Below are 16274 nucleotides of genomic sequence, written 5' to 3' on the forward strand. Positions count from 1 at the left end.
ACTGTCGGGGGAAGGCCGATCTCGGGCTGAGGATGTCCACACCGCCGCGCGCGGAGCGGGATTCTCAGAAGCGCAGCAATAAGAAGTGGCGTCCTAAGAAGCGCTATGCAGCGCGAACGCCGTCACGAACCCGAGTACCGCGTAGAGCCCCGTGAGCACGTTGTCCCGGTCAAAAGCCTCCGGGATCATCGTGTTCGAGATCATCGCCAGGATCGCGCCTGCGGCGACGGTCGTCACAAACGCCACCACCGCTCCCGGTGCCGTCGCGAAGACCAGGAAGCCGACGAGCGCGGCCGCGGCCGAGAGCGCCGCGATCCCGCCCCAGACGGTGAAGACGTAGCGGGCGGATCGGCCGTCCGTCTTCATGCCGACCGTGGAGGAGAGGCCCTCGGGCAGGTTCGAGATCGCGACCGCGGCGACGATCGGCACACTGATCGCCGCTCCCGTCCCGCCCTGCGCGACCGAGAGGCCGAGCACGATCGACTCCGGAATGCCGTCGATGAGCGCGCCGGCGGCGATCGCCGCTCCCGCGCCGCCGCCCGACCCCTTGGCGCTCTTGCGGTTCCCCGCCCCCGCTCGCGTGAGCAGCGCGTCGGCGCCGACGAAGACCACGGCTCCGGCGAGGGTCCCGAGGATCGTCGCGAGCAGCCCGCCGTCGTCCACCGCCTCCTGCACGAGCTCGTACGCGAGCGCCGAAATCAGCACGCCCGCGCCGAACGCCGAAATCGCGGCGGTGAGCTTGGGAGGGACGCGCACGAACCAGGCGAGAAAGGCGCCGATCAGAAGGGTGGCGCCACCGATGGCGCCACTGATGAGGGCGAGGGTCCACGCAGGCACGTGCTCAGCCTCTCAGGCTCCGGCGGTGTCCGCGCCGGGCTTGACGGGCCTGCGGGGCGGGCGCCGGTGCGGTTCAGCGGCGACCGGCCGCCGTCACGCGCGGTGCTCCGGCCGTCGCGATGCTGTGCTGGTAGAAGAGCCAGCCGAACACGATGGTCCCGAAGAGGAGGATGACTCGCGCGAGGACCACCGCCGCAATGGCCACCGTGCCATCGACGCCGCCGGCGACGAGGGTTCCCACCATCGCGACCTCGTAGCCGCCCACACCGTTGGGTGTGACGATGACCATGCTGGCGACCGTGGCCACGCCGTAGGCCACGAAGACGAGTGCGGGATCGGCGGCCGTCCCGAACGAGGCGAGAGCCACCCAGAACAGCCCGGCATCGAGAGCGTTCACCGCGAAGGACCAGGCGAACGGAGCGATGAGGGCGCGCGGCCGGGTCAGGACACGACGCAGCTCGAGATGCAAACCGTCGAAGAAGCGCACCAGCGCTACCGTGTCGATCCTCGAGCGGCGCCGGAAGAGCCGTACGGCGCGATCGGCCGCGCAGGCGACGAATCCGGCGAACCGGTGCAGCAGGCGGCGGCGGCGCAGCAGCACCAAGCCGGCGATCGTGGCGCCGATCGCGAGGCCGCCGATGAGGGCGGCGAGCCACAGCACTCCCGGCGCCGGATCGCCCGAGAACAGGAGCGAGCCGGCCGCGACGAGGAGCAGGAGGAGGAAGGAGGCGAAGGTCACGGCGAAGCGCGCGAGCTGGGCGAACGTGGCGCGGCTCACTGGCACGCCGAGGGTGCTCAGCTTCCACGCCGTATAGGCGATGCCGGCGGAGCCGCCGGCGGGCAACATGTGATTCGCGAAGTTGAACTCGAGCGACATCCGCATGGCCGTGAGTGGACCCACCCGCGAGATCTCGCCCTGGGAGCGGAGGAAGGAGAAGAGGACCTCACCCGTGGCAGCGAAGCTCGCGAGCTGCAGGGGCACCAGCAGCACGAGGATCCACAGGTTGATCCGGTTCAGGTTCCCCACGGCGTCGACCACGGTCGGCCAGGCGCTCCACACGATCAGCGCAACGATGACAGCCGTCGCTGCGCTCAGCCAGAAGCGCGGGGACTGGTACCAGTGCGGGCGGGGAACGACCGCGGCGGGCGTCGTACTCACAACCTCGCTCATCGAGGTGACGGATCCGCTGGGGACGTCACGGACGCGGGCGGTGCGGCCACCGGCGCCGAGCACGTGCGTCGCCGGGCCGGGTTGCCGTAGCCGTGCCGCGCGAGGGTCAGCGTGTCGGTGCGGTAGTAGCGGGAGAGCTTGTCGCGGTCGATCGAGCGGAACAGCCGGGCCTTCACCATCGCCGTCGGTGCGTAGCGGAGGGAGTGGCCGGTGCGCAGGAGGGCGATGGTGACATCGACGTCCTCGCTGATCCCTTCGTCGTCGGCTCCGACCAGGGGCCGGGCCGTGAGCCACGCGTTGCGGCGGAACGCGCTGTTGAAGCCGTAGAGCATGGGCCGCACACCGATGCTGCGCTGGTGCCACGCCCGAAAGCCCCGGTACCAGCAACTGAACCAGAACCGGCCGTGGGGGGAGAGCTCGGCGACCGCTGCGCCCCCGCCGATTCCATCGATGTCCTCGGTCGCGAAGATCATGCGGATGCTCTCGACCCAGTCGGCGCGGACGAGCGAGTCGGCGTCGATCCGGGCGATGACGTCTCCTCTGGCGGCGTCGAAACCGCTCGAGCGCGCGTGGCCGACGCCGCGACGCGGTTCGTGCACGACCCGAACCCGCGCGAATCGAGCGACGATCGCGAGCGTTGCGTCGCGACTGCCGTTGTCGACCACGATGATCTCGTCGGCCGGATCGCTCTGATTCGCGAGCGCCTCGAGGCATCTGGCGATGATCACCTCCTCGTTGAAGGCGGGGATCACGACCGAGACGGTGGGTCGCCGGTCCGCCCGAGGGCGCAGAGCACCGGGGGCGCTGTCGAGATGTCCCTGGGCGCTGTCGTGGTGCCCCTGGGCGCTGTCGTGGTGTGGCATGGAAGCAGCCGATTCTGTCCGGAGGGCCGCAGCGGTGGTGCCCGATCAATGAGGTTCCTGAGACCCGGCACAGCGGGTCGGCTCTGCACTGTATCCCTCTCCCCTGTCCCGCACGGGCAGTACGACGTCAAATCCGGCAACGATGGCGCGCGTCAGGATCGCTGCGGCCCGGTCGTACCGCGGATTCCTCGACTGCCTCGGCGTCGCCACCGAACCCGGACGGGGGGCGCTCGGCGGTCAGGCGTCGGTGGTCCGCCCGCGGGGGCCGACGGGCACAGTCGCGTCCGGTGCGCGCGGCAGGTGGACGAGCGAGCAGGACGGAGACGATCATCAGCAGGAACCAGGAGACCAGCGTGGACGCCGACACGGGCTGCCAGCCGACGACCTGATCGGGGTAGAGCCAGGCCCCCGCCGAGGTCGCGATGCTCTCGGCGATCCCGATGAAGAGCGCGACCAGCGTGAACGCCACGAGCAACGGCATCCGGTGCGTTCCGCGGTGCACGCGGTACACCATCGTGGTGCCGGGGCCCGCCGCGTCGGGCGTCCCCATAAACTGACGCAATGGCGGAGTTCAGCGCGACGGTTTTCCAGAACGAGTTCCTCTCGGACGGCGCGACTGATGTGCACGCCATTGTCACGGTGACCGCGTCCGGCACCGGAGCCGCCGGGTCCGACGGTGCCGCAGCCGAGATCATCATCGTCGACTGCTCCGGATCGATGACGGGCGAGAACATGACGGCCGCCAAGCGCGCCGCCGCCGTGGCCGTCGACCAGATCGTTGACGGCACATTCTTCGCGATCGTCGCCGGCTCCGAGCGTGCCGACCGCGCCTTCCCCTACCCCAACGCCACGGTGTCGATGGTGCGCATGGAGCCGGGTGCGCGTGCCGCGGCGAAGGAAGCGATCGGCTACCTCCAGGCCGACGGCGGCACCGCGATGGGCACCTGGCTGACCCTCGCCCGCCAGCTGTTCGCGACAGTTCCGGAGGCGACCCAGCGGCACGCGATCCTGCTCACGGACGGCAAGAACGAGCACGAGTCGCGGATGCAGCTCGATGCGGCGATCCGAGCGGCGGGCGGCGAGTTCCAGTGCGACGTGCGCGGCGTCGGCTCGCGCTGGATCGTCGAGGAGGCGCGCACGATCGCGAGCGCCCTGCTGGGTACCGTGGGCCTGATCGCGAACCCGGCCGACATGGCCGCCGACTTCGAGACGCTGATGCGGGCGTCGATGGGCCGCGGAGTCGCCAACGGCGAGCTGCGGGTGTGGACGCCGCAGGGCGCGCAGCTGCTCTTCGTCCGCCAGGTGGCGCCGAACCTCGAGGACCTCAGCGTCCGGCGCTCCGCCGTGAATCCGCTCACCGGCGCCTACCCGACCGGCGCCTGGGGCGATGAGTCTCGGGAGTACCACGTGGCTGTCCGGGTCGCATCGAAGCCGGTCGGTGCGGAGCAGCTGGCCGCGCGGGTGCAGCTCAGTGTCCGCGACCAGGTGGTCGCCTCCGCCCTGGTGAAGGCTCGCTGGACCGACGACTCCGCTCTGACCGCCCGTATCGACCCGGCCGTCGCGCACTACACCGGCCAGACCGAGCTCGCCTCGGCGATCCAGGACGGACTCGCGGCGAAAGCCCGGGGCGACGAGGCGACCGCGACGGTGAAGCTTGGCCGCGCCGTGCAGCTCGCGTCCGTCACCGGGAACGACGAGGCGACCGCGAAGCTGCGCAAGGTCGTCGAGATCGACAACCCGAACGAGGGGACGGTGCGGCTCAGGCGCGGTGTCGACCGTCTCGACGAGATGGCGCTGGACACCGCGTCGACCAAGACCACACGGGTGCGCAAGTGAGCTTCCGCTGCCCCGAGGGGCACACCTCCCAGTCGGGCGACTACTGCGACGTCTGCGGGGCGCCGATCGGAGCCGCGCCGGTCACGCCTCCCGCTCCCGCCGCGCCGACCACGGCGATCCCGACCGGACCCTCGGTCTGCCCGCACTGCTCGTTCCCCAACGAGGCCGGTGCGCTGTTCTGCGAGAACTGCGGCTACGACTTCACCACCGGCTCCCTGCCCGAGGCCGATCCGTTCACCGCCTCGGGCGCCGTGCGCGCGCCGGGCGAGGTCGGCGGATCGGCGACACCGGGCGGCGACCCGGCCGAGCACCCGGGGGAGGCCCCTGCGCCGCGGGTCGACCCCGCGGCTCCGACCGAGCTCATTCCGGAGCAGGAGGCGGGCTTTGACACGCCGGTCGCGACGGTGCCGCCGGCCGGCTCCGCGGCTGTTGCCGCGGCTGTTGCTCCGCATGCCGCCCCGCCGACCGAGGTGATTCCGGAGGTGGCGCCGCCGGAGAAGGCCACGTCCGCGCCGGCCACCGGGTCCGCCCGCACGGCCACCGGGTCCGCCCGCACGGCCACCGGGTCCGCCCGCACGGCCGCCTCCGCCGATCCGGACCGCCCCTGGATCGCCGAGCTCTGGGTCGATCCTGAGTGGTACGCCGAGCAGCGCGCCGACGACCCGATGCCCTCGCCCGGACCGCCCGCGACGGTCGTCCTGCGCGAGCGCACCGAGCTGGTGGGGCGGCCCTCCGTCTCGCGCGGCATCTCGCCTCAGGTCGACTGCGGCTCCGACTCCGGAGTCTCACGCCGGCACTGTCAGCTGAGCACGGACGGCTACCGCTGGTGGGTCGAGGACCTGCAGTCGGCGAACGGCACCTACCTCGCGGCGGCCGGCGCACCCCTCCCACAGACGCCGATCGCGGCCGGTCAGCGGCGTGAAGTGCAGGAGGGCGACCGGATCTACCTCGGCGCCTGGACCCGGATCGTCCTCCGCCTCGCGCTCCCCGGCGAGGCGTAGGCCTTCCTCCGTCCCCACCGTCCGATGTGCAGGGGATCCGTCATGCCCAAGCGGCGTCACGCGGAAGAGAGCGCTCTCCGCCTGGAAGCCCCTGCACATCGCACGGCCCCCTGCACATCGCTCGGCTCCCGACAGACGGCGCACGTCCAAGACCACAGCACCCCGAGCCAGGGCGAGTCCGATGTGCAGGAGATCCGTCGTTCCGGACCGGCGCCACGCGGCGGAGAGCGCTCTCCGCCGACGAGCCCCTGCGAATCGCACCGTCCCCTGCGAATCGCACGCGTGACCTGCGAATCGCACGGGCGCCTGCAGATCGCGCGGTCCCCGCACCGCACGGCGGTCAGCGCCCGGTCAGCACTCCCAGCATCCACGAGAGCGCCGCGATCGCGCTGACGCCCACCACGCTCGAGCCGATGATCACCGTGCGCCGCATCCGAGCCGCGCGCGAGTTCGAAGCGGACCCCGCCGCCACCCCTCCACGCAGACTGTGTGCCACCTCGTCAGCGGTCGGCCGCTTGTCCGGATTCCGCTGCGTCATCGATAACAGCAGCGTCCTCCACTCCGCGGGCAGCGTGTCCGGCACGGAGGGGCTGTGGTGCAGGCGAGCGATCGCTGCCTCCAGGACCGTTCCCGAATATTCGCGGTGCCCGGTCAGTGCCTCGAGGAGGACCAGCCCGAGCGAGAAGACGTCGCTCGCTCCGCTGATCTGCTCGCCCGCAACCTGCTCCGGGCTGACGAAGCTGGCGGTGCCGATCACGACGCCGTCGCTGGTCAGGCGCGACCCGTCCATGAAGTGGGCCACGCCGAAGTCGGTGAGCTTGGCCGTGCGGTCGTAGCCGCTGGACGCGACGTCACTGACCAGAATGTTCGCGGGCTTCACGTCGCGGTGCACGACGCCCCGTTCGTGCAGGTAGGCCAGCGCCTCGGCGAGCTGCGCGCCGATCGCAGCGACCTCACCCGCGGGGAGGGGGCCGGCCTCGAGCCGCGCCTCCATCGTGGGGTCGGCGACGAGCTCCATCACGACGTAGCGGCGCACGTCGCCGCCGAAGTTGTGCAGGCCGGCGTCGAACAGGTTCACGATATTGGGATGGGCGAAGGAGCTCAGCATCCGCACTTCGCGCTCCTGACGGGCGACGTCCTCAGGGTCCGAGGCCTCCGCGCGGAACACCTTCACCGCGACATCGCGCTGCACCGACTCGTCACGAGCCCGGTAGACCGAGCCCATCCCGCCGGAGCCGATCCGCTCAATCAGGTAGTAACGGCCCGCGACCTTCTGCTGGGCGGCATTCGCGGCGATAGCACTCACGGCGATCCCGCCTTCCGCTCGAACGGTGCGCTCCAGGCGCACAGGACGGGCGCTTGCGATGACCGTACCGCGAGTCGGTACCGGCCCGGTCGGTTGGACGGGGGGATTGACACCCCCGGTGGCACACAGGGGTGGTCACCCCGCACTCTCCACGCCCAGGCCGGCCGGAGCGGGTCGTCGAAAAAACGGCCCGCCGGACGCTCAGCTGCGGCGGCCCAGCATCCCCTCGAACGATCCGTCGAGCGCCCACGGGTCGGGGGCGGATCCGGAGCGGGAGGAGCGGGCGGCCTCGGCGGCCAGCTCGCGTCCGGCGCGCTCAGTGCGCGAAGGCAGCGCCCGTCCGTCCTCGGTCGCGCCGCCCCAGTCGTCCGTCGCCGCGAACACGGTGGTCGCCAGTGGAGCCGCGTGCAGATAGCTGAACAGCGGACGCATCGCGTAGTCGACAGCGAGGGAGTGGCGGGGTGACCCGCCCGTGGCGGCCAGCAGCACGGGTAGGCCGCGCAGCGCCTCCGTGTCGAGGACGTCGACGAACGACTTGAAGAGCCCGCTGTAGCTGGTGGTGAAGATCGGCGTCACGGCGATCAGCCCGTCGGCGCCGGCGACGGCGTCCAGCGCAGTCTGCAGTGCCGGGCTCGCAAAGCCGGTGAGGAGGTTGTTCGTGACGTCGTGCGCGAGGTCGCGCAGCTCCACGACGCTCCGCTCGACGGCGAAGCCCTGTTCGACGAGGGCGGACTCGGTGGCGTCGGCCAGGCGGTCGGCGAGCAGACGGGTCGAGGACGGCTGGCTGAGGCCGGCCGAGAGGACGGTGATCCTGCGGGTGTCCATGCGGGCTCCTGACTAGACGGTGACGGGCTCGGGCTGCGCGTCGCGCGCGGCGACACGGGAGGAGTGGGTGGGCGCGTCCGGCACGTGCGCCGGGCGGCCCTCGGCGAATCCGGCGCGCAGAGCGGGGAGGATCTCGCCGAGCATGTCCATCTGCTCCAGGACGGTCTTCAGCGGAAGGCCCGCGTGATCCATCAGGAACAGCTGGCGCTGGTAGTCGCCGACGTACTCGCGGAAGCCGAGGGTGCGATCGATGATCTGCTGCGGGGAGCCGACGGTGAGGGGGGTCTGCTCGGTGAAGTCCTCGAGAGAGGGGCCGTGGCCGTAGACGGGGGCGTTGTCGAAGTAGGGGCGGAACTGCGAGAGGGCGTCCTGCGAGTTCTGCGCCAGGAAGATCTGCCCGCCGAGCCCGACGATCGCCTGGTCCGCGGTGCCGTGGCCATAGTGCTCGAAGCGCTGGCGGTAGAGCTCCACCATCTTCTGCGTGTGCGAGGCGGGCCAGAAAATGTGGTTCGCGAAGAAGCCGTCGCCGTAGTACGCGGCCTGCTCGGCGATCTGGGGCGAACGGATCGAGCCGTGCCAGACGAACGGCGCGACGCCGTCGAGGGGGCGCGGGGTGGACTGGAAGCCCTGGAGGGGGGTGCGGAAGTGACCCTCCCAGTCGACGTACTCCTCCGTCCAGAGGCGATGGAGCAGGTCGTAGTTCTCGATCGTCAGCTCGATGCCGCGGCGGATGTCCTTGCCGAACCACGGGTAGACGGGGCCGGTGTTGCCGCGGCCGAGCATCAGGTCGACGCGGCCGCCGGCGAGGTGCTGAAGCATCGCGTAGTCCTCGGCGAGCTTCACCGGGTCGTTCGTGGTGATCAGCGCCATCGCGGTCGAGAGCTGGATCCTCTCGGTCTTCGCCGCGAGGTAGCCGAGCGTGGTAGTGGGGGAGGAGGACCAGAACGGCGGATTGTGGTGCTCGCCGAGGGCGAAGACGTCGAGGCCGATCTCCTCGGCCTTCAGCGCGATCGCGAGGGTCGCCTGAATCTTCTCGGACTCCGACGGTGTCCGTCCGGTCGTGGGGTCGGTCGTTGAATCGCTGACCGTGAAGATGCCGAACTGCATCGGGCGCTCCTTCTGTCCTCCGGCCCGGCGGGGCCTGGTCTATGCGTCTGCATGTACAAGGGCATACAACCGCGCGCAGCCGGATTCATTCCCGGCCCTCGTTTGGCTGCTCAGGAGCGCGTCAGGGAAGGAATGCGGGCCACCCCGTCGACGACCTCCTGGGCGAAGCTCGTCGTGTCGTCATCGACAGTGACGAGGGAGTCGCGGGCGATCTCGAAGGCTCCCACCAGGTCGCGGCGAAGCCGACGGACCTCATCGACGGCTCGACCGCCGTCCACCCCGAGCTTCTTCGCTTCTTTCGCGAAGCCTGCGTCGGACATCGCATCGAAGCGGTATTCACCGTCGATCGACATTGCCGCCTGTGGTGCTTCACCCCTGGCCCCGAATCGCGACCGATCGTCAAGGTAGGGGGCGATGGTGTTCAGGTCGTAGAGGGGTGCTAGTTGAGAGTGGGCGCCGTCGAGCATCATCGAATAGTTCTTGATGTGCGCGTCGGTGCAGTAGGCGACGCTGTTGAAGGCAACACCACGGAAGAACTCCCATCCGGTCTGCACTCTCTGGCTGTCGCTGAGTGCAAGAGCGCGGATGAGGGTCGCGACGGCGCCGATCCCTGGTCCACCATCCCGTCGCTGGTACTTCTTCGCAGGATCCGTTGACAGGGCCTGTCCTAGGTCTTCCTGATGTAATCGCCGGATGATTCCGTCTGCTCCGGGCTCTCGGTCGTAGCGTTTCGAGACGAAGACTCGGTGTGGCCCGATCTGCTCAATCCAGAACTCGGCAGTCGTGAGACCCAGGTTGCTCGCCGCGGTCAATGTCAAGTATTCGACGACGTCGACGCGCCGGAATCCGTCCGGTGGGACCGGCTTGAGGAGGTGGGTTGTCGGAGTTGCGCCCAACGCACGTGCCCACTCGCCTCGGTCGCGAACGAGCGCGATCTTGGGTTGCGCTCCAGGGAGAGAGAACCGCTGATCGAGGCGCGCGTCCGGAGTCCCATCGCGGTACTCGTCGATGACCAATCGAAGCTGCTCGGCGACGTCCTCGTCTGCCAATCTCTCTACCGCGGTCCGGTCACTGTCCGCGTCGGTAGATCCTTTTCCAGGAGGAAGAAGTTGAACGGCTCCTGGGGTGTCGGCTCCTGTGTGTTCGAGGATGGCAAATGGATTCTTGGGATTGACGTCGAAGCGTTGAGCAATGGCGCTTCGTGCTGCGTCGTTGTCGGTGATGAGCCCGTTGAGCCAGGGCAGGACCTTCCGCTTGTTGTGTCGCTCCACTGCTGTGCTCATCGATAAGGAGAGGGGGGTGCTCAGCGGGTCGCGCCTGTACTCCTCGTCATAGACGAAGACGGTGTTGCCCGTGCTTTCCTGCAGAAAGGTTCCGGCTCTTCTGCCGTCGAGATAGGCGACGAGCTCACGCGCGGCGGGCATCGAGCGCTGTTTCTTCGAGGCCGTAACCCAGTGCTCGGAGCACGTCGAGCACCGCACCGACTCTCGCATTGGGGTTACCTCGCTCGAACTCGTTCACCCACTTCCTGGAGAGTCCTGCACGCTGGGCGAGCTCGGCCTGGCTGAGGCCCGCGTTCTCTCGCAGTGAGACCACGAGCTGCCTCAGGTCGTTCACTCCACTGAACATCGTCCGCCTCCTCCATAGGTGTAACCGTACGGCTACATACCATAATGTAACCCATCGGGTACTGCTTGCAGTGTAACCGAGCGCACCCATGTAGCGATGCCACTGAAAGGTTACAGCGTTCACGGGACGAGTGCCGCGTGCAAGGTCTGATGTCGTCCGTGACCGCGAGCCGGACAGCCCGCGCTCCCCGGAACATCCCGGCAATGCGCCCCACACTAGAGTCGTGTCATGGGTGACCTTTTCGACGGATACGGGTCCCAGAAGGTCGCGCGGCCCGTCTCGGGTGCCGCCCCCTGGGACGAGATGTTCGCCGACGTGGCGTCTGCAGGAGGCCCCGACGGGGTCCGCGGCGCCTACCGCGACATCTACTCCTCGCTCGCGCGGATGACCCAGGAGGAGCTGCGCGGCCGCACCGACGCGCTCGCCTCCTCCTACCTCGCGCAGGGTGTCACCTTCGACTTCGCGGGGGAGGAGCGTCCGTTCCCCCTCGACGCCGTGCCGCGGGTGATCGAGCGCGCGGAGTGGAACGAGGTGCAGAGCGGCATCACGCAGCGAGTCCGCGCCCTCGAGGCCTTCCTCGCCGACGTCTACGGCCCGCAGAACGCGGTCGCCGACGGAGTGATCCCGGCGGGCCTGATCTCCAGCTCTCACCACTTCCACCGTCAGGCGGCGGGCATCGTCCCGGCCAACGGCGTGCGGATCCAGGTGTCCGGCATCGACCTGATCCGCGACGAGCAGGGCGGCTGGCGCGTCCTCGAGGACAACGTGCGGGTGCCTTCCGGCGTCTCCTACGTGATCTCGAACCGCCGGATGATGGCGCAGACCCTGCCCGAGCTGTTCGTCTCGATGCGCGTGCGCCCGGTCGGCGACTACCCGAACAAGCTGCTGCAGGCCCTGCGCGCTTCGGCCCCGGAGGGAGTCGATGACCCGACAGTCGTCGTGCTCACCCCGGGCGTCTACAACTCCGCCTACTTCGAGCACACCCTGCTCGCCCGCCTGATGGGCGTCGAGCTGGTCGAGGGCCGTGACCTGTTCTGCACCGGCGGCAAGGTGTTCATGCGCACCACCTCCGGCCCCACCCGGGTGGACGTGATCTACCGCCGCGTGGACGACGAGTTCCTCGATCCGCTGCAGTTCCGCGCCGACTCGATGCTCGGTTCCCCCGGCCTGATGCTCGCCGCCCGGCTCGGGACCGTCACCATCGCCAACGCTGTCGGCAACGGCGTGGCCGACGACAAGCTCGTCTACACCTACCTGCCCGACCTCATCCGCTACTACCTCTCGGAGGAGCCGGTGATCAAGAACGTCGACACCTGGCGGCTGGAGGACCCGGGCGCGCTCGAGGAGGTGCTCGACCGCCTGGACGAGCTCGTCGTGAAGCCGGTCGACGGCTCCGGCGGGAAGGGGCTGGTCGTGGGGCCGGCCGCGTCCGCGAAGGAGCTGGCCGAGCTGCGCTCGCGCCTCCAGGCCGACCCGCGCGGCTGGATCGCCCAGCCGGTCGTGCAGCTCTCCACCATCCCCACCCTCGTCGACGACGGGATGCGTCCCCGCCACGCCGACCTGCGGCCCTTCGCCGTGAATGACGGCACCGACGTCTGGGTGCTGCCCGGCGGTCTCACCCGCGTCGCGCTCCCGGAGGGGCAGCTCGTCGTCAACTCGTCGCAGGGCGGCGGATCGAAGGACACCTGGGTGGTCGGTCTGGAGGATCCGCGCACCGCCGAGCCCGAGGCACGCGACATCCAGGCGCTCGTCGCCGAGCAGGCCGCGGTCACCAGCTCCATCCCGATCGTCTACCCGCTCAACCACACCCCCGACCACTCGCCGCAGGACGCGCCGACCAACGACCAGGACCAGCAGCAGCAGCAGCAGACTCTCGCGGCAGGGGAGGACGACTGATGCTCTCCCGGATCGCCGAGTCGCTGTTCTGGATCGGCCGCTACATCGAGCGCTCCGACGGCACCGCCCGCATCCTCGACGTCCACCTCCAGCTCCTCCTCGAGGATCCGTGGATCGACGAGGACACGGCCTGTCGCTCGCTCCTGTCGGTGATGGGCTCGACCCCGCCCGACGATATGCGCGACATCACCCGCGCCGACGTGCTGAGCATCCTCGCGATCGACCGCGCAAACCCCGCTTCGATCGCCTACTCGCTCGGCGCCGCCCGCGAGAACGCCCGCCGCGCCCGCGAAATCGTCTCGACCGAGCTCTGGGAGTGCCTGAACACCACGCGCACCCGGATGCCGCGCCGCGTGTCGGGCGAGCGCGTCTCGGAGTTCTTCAGCTGGGTACGCGAGCGCTCCGCCCTCGCCGTCGGCATCATCGAGTCGGCGACCTCGCGCGACGAGGCCTGGCAGTTCTTCACCCTCGGCCGCTCGATCGAGCGCGCCGACATGACCGCCCGGCTCCTCGCCACCCGGTCGCTCACCGAGGCGAGCGGCCCCTCCTGGACCACGATCCTTCGCTCCTGCGGCGCCTACGAGGCCTACCTGCGCACCTACCGTGGCGTGCCGAGCGCGCGGAACGCGGCCGAGTTCCTCCTCCTGGACCGGCTCTTCCCGCGCTCGATCCTCTTCTCGGTCTCGCGGGCGGAGGCGTGCATGCGCGACATCGAGCCGCGCACCGGCCGCATCGGCCACTCGGGAGATGCGCAGCGCGTCCTCGGGCGGATCCGCAGCGAGCTGGAGTTCCGGCCGATCACCGACATCCTCGTGGACCTGCCGCGCCATATGGACAGCGTGCAGGAGGCGACGTCGGCCGCGTCCGAGGCGATTCGCCAGCGGTACTTCCCCACCAACGTCATGCCGAGCTGGATCGGGGAGGCATTGTGAGCAGGCTGCGCATCAGACACACCACGGGCTTCACCTACGCGGGAGATGTGGTCGCGTCGTACAACGAGGCGCGGATGCTGCCCGCCTCCTCCGACGGGCAGCTGGTGCTGTTCTCGAACCTCGACATCCGGCCGGTGACCTCGGTGCACGCCTACACCGACTACTGGGGCACCCGCGTCTCGTCGTTCGACGTGCTCGACGCCCATCGTGAGCTCTCGCTGACGGCGACCTCGCTCGTCGAGATCCGGCCGAAGCCTCATCCCGACCACCCCACCGGCTGGGAGCAGCTGTCCGAGCAGGTCGAGACGCGCACGGAGTACGTCGAGCAGTCGAAGCAGACCCACCGCACCGCGCCCGCGGAGGATCTCGCGGCACTCGCCCGGTCGCTCGCCGACGACGCCTCCGGCCCCTGCGAGGCCGCGCTCTCGATCGCCGAGACGATCGGTCGGGCGATGACGTACCGGCAGGGCGTTACCGGCGTGCACTCCACGGCGTCGGAGTCGTGGACCGCACGCGAGGGCGTCTGCCAAGACATCACCCACATCGTCCTCGGGGCGCTGCGCTCGGTGGGTATCCCGGCGCGCTACGTGTCGGGCTACCTCCACCCCAAGCCGCACGCCGAGATCGGCGAAACCGTGGTGGGGGAGTCGCACGCCTGGGTGGAGTGGTTCTGCGGAGGCGCGTGGCGCGGCTACGATCCGACCAATCTGATGGACATCGGCGATCGCCACGTCATCGTGGGCCGGGGCCGCGACTACAACGACATCGCGCCCTTGCGCGGGGTCTTCGCGGGTCCGCGCTCGTCGAAGCTCTTCGTCCGCGTCGAGATCACGCGCGAGGCGTGAGGGGTGAGAGGATCATCGCTCGTAGACCTGGCGGCGGTGGCCGAGCGTGATGACCACGACGAGGAGCACGCCATCGTCGACGGTGTAAAGGATTCTGTAGTCGCCAACGCGGACCCGGAGTCCGGGCCGTCCTCGCAGGGCCGTGGCGCCGGGCGGTCGGGGATCCTCACCGAGAAGTGCGATGACGCCCTGAATCCGCTTCCGGTCCCGCTGGTCGATCCCCCGAAGAGCCTTGACGGCCGCGGGCCGCAGATTGATGCGGTAGCTGCTCATTCCCAGCCGAGATCGACCTTGGCCTGAGCCCAGGGGATGTCGTCGCCCTCCTCGGCCATCGCGGCGTCGAAGGCCTGGACGTCCTCGACCTCCTCGAGGGCGTCCATCATCCGCTCGTACTGCTCGGGACTGACGATGACAGCCTCCGCTCGCCCGCGGCGTTCGACGATGACGGCCTCGGTGTGGGACCGCTCGACGAGGTCGGAGAAGTTCGCGCGCGCATCCGTGACGGAGATCGTGACCATGCGGTGAGTGTACGTTGCTCGCGATTTTCTGTACAGTTCGGCGCGCTCTCACGCGCGGGGGCTCAGGAGCGGGCGGGCCCCGGTACCTGAGCCGGGCTCGACGTCGGCCGCCGCGAACCGGGCGGCATGGCGGTGGCGGAGGTGGAAGCCGACCCCGATCGCGGCCGCCGCGATCCCGGAGGCGGCGCCCACCAGCATCGCCTGGCGCGGCCCGTAGGCGTCCGCCACCCAACCGATCAGCGGCGCACCGACCGGCGTCCCGCCCACGAAGATCGCGAGGTACAACGCCATCACCCGGCCGCGCATCTCCGGCGCTGTCGAGAGCTGCACGTAACCGTTGGCGGAGGTCATCAGCGTCTGCGACGCGATCCCGACGAAGGGGAGCAAAATCGCGAACGCCCAGACGGTCGGCATCAGTCCGGCCAGCGCGAGCGCGAGGCCGAATGCGGCCGAGGCGCCGACGATAAGGCGGAGCCGCGGGCGGTCCCGCCGAGCCGAGAGCAGCGCCCCCAGCACCGAGCCGACGGCGATCGCGGAGGAGAGTAGGCCGAACTCGCTCGCCCCCAGGTCGAACTCGACGGTCGCCATCGTCGAGGCGAAGATCGGGAAGTTGAGGCCGAACGTGCCGATCAGGAACACGATCGCCAGCACCACCAGGATGTCCGGCCGCCTCGAGACGTAGCGGAACCCTTCCAGCAGTGCGCCCGGCTCGCGGGTCGCGCGCGGGGCGCTGCGCAACTGATCGCGGTGCAGTGCCCGGAGCGAGAGCAGCACGGCGAGGAAGCTCGCCGCGTTGAGCAGGAACACCCAGCCGGAACCGATCGCGGCGATGAGCACGCCCGCGAGAGCCGGCCCGATCATCCGGGCCGAATTGAACGAGGCCGAGTTCAGCGAGACGGCGTTGGTGAGGTCGTGCTCCTCCACCAGTGCCGAGACGAAGGTCTGGCGCACGGGTGCGTCGATCGCGGCGGCGAAGCCCAGCAGCAGAGCGAAGAGGTACACCATCCAGAGCTGGACGACGCCTGTCACGACGATCAGGCCCAGCCCGAGCCCGAGCGCCCCCATCGCGCCCTGGGTGGCCATCAGCAGCGTGCGACGGTCGAAGCGGTCGGCGATGAAGCCGGAGAAGGGGACCATTACCAGCTGCGGCCCGAACTGCAGCGCCATCGTCACGCCGAGCTCCGTCGCATCGTGATCGGTGAGGTCGTTGATCACGATCCAGTCCTGAGCGGTGCGCTGCATCCAGGTGCCGACATTCGAGACCATCGCGCCGGCGAACCAGATCCGGTAGTTCGGCACCGCGAGGGAGCGGAACATCGCGCTCACCGGTCGGCGACCGCGCGCGCCGCCGCCGCAGAGTACAGCAGGCTCCGATCCTTGAGCTCGTGCTGACCCTGCTCGGGGAGTCGTCGCCGGAGCCGCCCGGTCGCCGCCCGCAGCTCGTCTGCGAGGGTCGTCGGAGTGCGGTCGTTCCGCGGAGTCCCGATCGAAGGCACATAGCTAGGCTA

The 16274-nt window shown here is 69.7% G+C and carries 18 protein-coding genes; 5 read left to right on the forward strand and 13 right to left on the reverse strand.

The genetic code is table 11. From position 1 onward, the window contains the following. Positions 1-93: 93 nt before the first annotated feature. The 4 genes from C5D07_RS05865 to C5D07_RS16310 form a co-directional block, all read right to left on the reverse strand. Positions 94-837, reverse strand: a complete 744-nt coding sequence (locus C5D07_RS05865; RefSeq protein ID WP_068251194.1) for a ZIP family metal transporter — start codon at positions 835-837, stop codon at positions 94-96. 73 nt (positions 838-910) lie between these two features. Further along, a complete protein-coding gene (locus C5D07_RS05870) occupies positions 911-2008 on the reverse strand; it encodes a lysylphosphatidylglycerol synthase transmembrane domain-containing protein (protein WP_146076671.1) in 1098 nt (365 codons plus the stop codon). Further along, a complete protein-coding gene (locus C5D07_RS05875; protein ID WP_104258924.1) occupies positions 2005-2871 on the reverse strand; it encodes a glycosyltransferase family 2 protein in 867 nt (288 codons plus the stop codon). The genes C5D07_RS05870 and C5D07_RS05875 overlap by 4 nt, the downstream gene beginning before the upstream one ends. A gap of 127 nt (positions 2872-2998) precedes the next feature. Then, positions 2999-3421 carry a DUF817 family protein gene (locus C5D07_RS16310; RefSeq protein WP_104258925.1) on the reverse strand — a complete coding sequence of 141 codons (423 nt, stop codon included), beginning with the start codon at positions 3419-3421 and terminating at the stop codon, positions 2999-3001. An 11-nt stretch (positions 3422-3432) separates the two neighbouring features. Between C5D07_RS16310 and C5D07_RS05885 the strand changes: the two genes are divergently transcribed. Both C5D07_RS05885 and C5D07_RS15720 read left to right on the forward strand, forming a co-directional pair. Next, a complete protein-coding gene (locus C5D07_RS05885) occupies positions 3433-4707 on the forward strand; it encodes a VWA domain-containing protein (RefSeq protein WP_104258926.1) in 1275 nt (424 codons plus the stop codon). Beyond that, positions 4704-5708: a double zinc ribbon and FHA domain-containing protein gene (locus tag C5D07_RS15720; protein ID WP_170063515.1), complete on the forward strand. Its 1005-nt coding sequence runs from the start codon at positions 4704-4706 to the stop codon at positions 5706-5708. Before C5D07_RS05885 ends, C5D07_RS15720 begins: the two co-directional genes overlap by 4 nt. A gap of 340 nt (positions 5709-6048) precedes the next feature. Here C5D07_RS15720 and C5D07_RS05895 read toward each other — a convergent pair whose 3' ends face one another. The 5 genes from C5D07_RS05895 to C5D07_RS05915 all read right to left on the reverse strand — a co-directional run bounded on the left by C5D07_RS05895 (position 6049) and on the right by C5D07_RS05915 (position 10575). Next, positions 6049-7014, reverse strand: coding sequence for a serine/threonine-protein kinase (locus C5D07_RS05895; protein ID WP_146076670.1), 966 nt, complete (start codon positions 7012-7014; stop codon positions 6049-6051). Positions 7015-7215: 201 nt separating this feature from the next. Next, positions 7216-7839 (reverse strand): FMN reductase, encoded by a 624-nt coding sequence (locus C5D07_RS05900; RefSeq protein WP_068251216.1) that lies wholly within the window; start codon positions 7837-7839, stop codon positions 7216-7218. Between the two features lie 12 nt (positions 7840-7851). After that, positions 7852-8946 (reverse strand): LLM class flavin-dependent oxidoreductase, encoded by a 1095-nt coding sequence (locus C5D07_RS05905; protein WP_068251220.1) that lies wholly within the window; start codon positions 8944-8946, stop codon positions 7852-7854. Positions 8947-9056: 110 nt separating this feature from the next. Continuing rightward, positions 9057-10370, reverse strand: a complete 1314-nt coding sequence (locus C5D07_RS05910; protein WP_068251223.1) for a HipA domain-containing protein — start codon at positions 10368-10370, stop codon at positions 9057-9059. Next, entirely contained in the window at positions 10354-10575 is a 222-nt protein-coding gene (locus tag C5D07_RS05915) for a helix-turn-helix domain-containing protein (RefSeq protein ID WP_068251225.1), read from the reverse strand. The genes C5D07_RS05910 and C5D07_RS05915 overlap by 17 nt, the downstream gene beginning before the upstream one ends. Before the next feature lie 228 nt (positions 10576-10803). On the opposite strand from C5D07_RS05915, the gene C5D07_RS05920 reads away from it, so the two are divergent. The 3 genes from C5D07_RS05920 to C5D07_RS05930 are packed head-to-tail and all read left to right on the forward strand — an operon-like array spanning position 10804 to position 14248. Further along, positions 10804-12471 (forward strand): circularly permuted type 2 ATP-grasp protein, encoded by a 1668-nt coding sequence (locus C5D07_RS05920; RefSeq protein ID WP_068251228.1) that lies wholly within the window; start codon positions 10804-10806, stop codon positions 12469-12471. Beyond that, on the forward strand, positions 12471-13403 hold the full coding sequence (locus C5D07_RS05925) for an alpha-E domain-containing protein (RefSeq protein ID WP_068251232.1): 933 nt from the start codon (positions 12471-12473) through the stop codon (positions 13401-13403). The genes C5D07_RS05920 and C5D07_RS05925 overlap by 1 nt, the downstream gene beginning before the upstream one ends. Continuing rightward, on the forward strand, positions 13400-14248 hold the full coding sequence (locus C5D07_RS05930; RefSeq protein ID WP_068251235.1) for a transglutaminase family protein: 849 nt from the start codon (positions 13400-13402) through the stop codon (positions 14246-14248). The genes C5D07_RS05925 and C5D07_RS05930 overlap by 4 nt, the downstream gene beginning before the upstream one ends. Before the next feature lie 12 nt (positions 14249-14260). On the opposite strand, the gene C5D07_RS05935 is transcribed toward C5D07_RS05930, so the two are convergent. The 4 genes from C5D07_RS05935 to C5D07_RS15725 are packed head-to-tail and all read right to left on the reverse strand — an operon-like array spanning position 14261 to position 16262. After that, a complete protein-coding gene (locus C5D07_RS05935; protein WP_068251237.1) occupies positions 14261-14521 on the reverse strand; it encodes a type II toxin-antitoxin system RelE family toxin in 261 nt (86 codons plus the stop codon). Then, entirely contained in the window at positions 14518-14766 is a 249-nt protein-coding gene (locus C5D07_RS05940) for a type II toxin-antitoxin system Phd/YefM family antitoxin (RefSeq protein ID WP_068251239.1), read from the reverse strand. Before C5D07_RS05940 ends, C5D07_RS05935 begins: the two co-directional genes overlap by 4 nt. 48 nt (positions 14767-14814) lie before the next feature. Continuing rightward, positions 14815-16083: an MFS transporter gene (locus C5D07_RS05945; protein ID WP_104258946.1), complete on the reverse strand. Its 1269-nt coding sequence runs from the start codon at positions 16081-16083 to the stop codon at positions 14815-14817. Positions 16084-16088: 5 nt separating this feature from the next. Further along, positions 16089-16262, reverse strand: a complete 174-nt coding sequence (locus C5D07_RS15725; protein WP_157593776.1) for a hypothetical protein — start codon at positions 16260-16262, stop codon at positions 16089-16091. Positions 16263-16274 lie beyond the last annotated feature (12 nt).

The organism is Rathayibacter tritici (assembly GCF_002932875.1).
GTDB classification, from domain to species: Bacteria; Actinomycetota; Actinomycetes; order Actinomycetales; family Microbacteriaceae; genus Rathayibacter; species Rathayibacter tritici.